A 2,197-nucleotide genomic window follows, 5' to 3' on the forward strand; every position below is an offset into this window, starting at 1 on the left:
AGTTTAGCTTCCTTATCTAGTTTTTCAAAAAACAAATATATGAGCAAATAGTAAGACTTAAACAAAATGCACCAAATAAAATGCAAAACGTATTGATTTTGGCAGATTTGCGAGTTTTGATTTCTCTCCCTCGTTCATTTTTTTATTGTCATTCATAATGAAACAATAATTGTTTTGCTTTGTATTACTCGTCCTTAGCAAATCATCACTTGCGATTTTCACGTCGCCACTTACTCCGTACTAAACGAATTTCATCAAAAGTGTAGCTTTCGCCTAGTTGTTCTTTGATGGGAGTGAGAGAAATGTCACCGAGTACTTCTAAAACTTGCCAAATTTTTTGTTGATGTTCTAAAGGTACTAATTGATTTAAATCAACTGGCTGATTTTTCTCAATTAGTTTTTCTAGATGAGTGCTAACTGTTGCCGGACTAAGGTTGCGTTTTTGGGCAATTTGAGCGATGTTTAAACCTTGTTGATGCAATTGTAATGTTTGTAATTCGGTGTAAGAAGAAGATGATTTGGCAGAAGATACGGAAGTAGCCGATTTATTTTGCAAACCTTTTTCTTGGCGGTAGGCGCGAATTTCTGTAATAAACTTTTCGCCATATTGAGCGAGTTTGTGACTACCTACACCAGAAAGTTTGGCAAATTCAGCTAAGTTTTGGGGTTGCACCTGTACCATCAATTTTAAAGTGGAATCGTGGAAGATGACGTAAGGTGGAACAGATTGCTCATCAGCTAATTGTTTACGGAGCGATCGCAATTTCTGTAATAATACCTCTGCCTCTTCTGCTTTTTCACTCCCCTGTTCCCAGGCGATCTTTTGAACTGTGGTTACAGCTAGGGAAACTGTGCGTTGTTTTCGCATTACTTCCCAACTTAAGGCATTTAGTTTTAAAACTGAGTACCCATCGCTACTTTGTTCTATTAACCCTTGATGTAAAAGCGATCGCCCTAACATTCGCCATTCATCTAGAGTTCTATCTTTACCAATACCATAAGTAGAAAGTTTATCGTGTTCGTACTGGAGAATTTTGTCTTTTTTTGCCCCTCGCAACACATCAATTATGTATGCCATCCCAAACCTTTCTTTGCAACGCGCCACACAAGATAAAAACTTCATGGCTTCAATTGTCCAATCTTGCATGGGTTTGGGATGACGACAATTGTCACAGTTACCGCAATTCCCAGGGAACCTTTCGCCAAAATAACCCAGTTGAATCGTTCGCCGACAATCAGTGCCTTCAGCGTAATCGATCATTTGTCGCAGTTGTTGTTTTGCAATCAACTGTTCTTGAGGATCAGTTTTTTGATCGATACTCCATTCAATTGTTTTAACATCACCAAAGCTGAAAAATATTGTACACCGAGATGGTTCTCCGTCTCTCCCGGCTCGACCCGATTCTTGATAATAACTTTCTATATTTCTGGGCATATCAAAATGAACTACCAGCCGCACATCGGGTTTATTAATTCCCATCCCAAAGGCAACTGTTGCCACCATCACCCGGACATCATCTCGAATAAATCGCGTTTGATTACTACTACGTTCCTCATCAGTTAATCCGGCGTGATAAGGCAGAACACCAATTTTATCATTTTGGAGTTTAAAAGTGAGTTCATCAACTTTTTTACGAGTTAAAGAATAAATAATTGTCGAACCTTCAGTTTCTCGAATTAGTTCTAACAATTCAGCGTAAGCATATTTAGTTTTAGGACGAACTTCGTAATAAAGATTTTCACGATTAAAGCTAGCAAGATGGATGCTAGGTTGCTTTAGTCCTAGTTGTTGAATAATATCACTACGGACGCGATCGGTTGCTGTGGCGGTGAGGGCGACCGTAGGAACATCAGGATAGCGTTTTCGCAGAGATTTCAACTGGCGATATTCTGGACGAAAATCGTGTCCCCATTCCGAAACGCAGTGCGCTTCATCAATAGCGAAGCTAGAAATCCCGATTTTTTCTTTAACTAAATCGAGAAACGGCAGAAACCTTTCACTCAAGAGGCGTTCAGGGGCGACGTAGAGTAATTTTACTTTACCGTTGAGGATGGCTTCTTCCCGCGATCGCACCTTGTAAGGATTCAAACTACTATTGAGAAATGTCGCGTTAATATTATTATTTCGCAGTGCTTCTACTTGGTCTTGCATCAAAGCAATTAACGGCGACACTACCACAGTTAGTCCATTTTTCAA

General features: G+C 39.6%; 1 protein-coding gene. It reads right to left on the minus strand.

Annotated features, from left to right (window positions below):
- Positions 1–205: 205 nt before the first annotated feature.
- Positions 206–2,197: DNA helicase RecQ (gene recQ / locus RRG12_RS43330; protein WP_420763300.1), on the minus strand; the 1,992-nt coding region annotated here is incomplete at its 5' end.

Source organism: Nostoc sp. CALU 546, assembly GCF_048836525.1.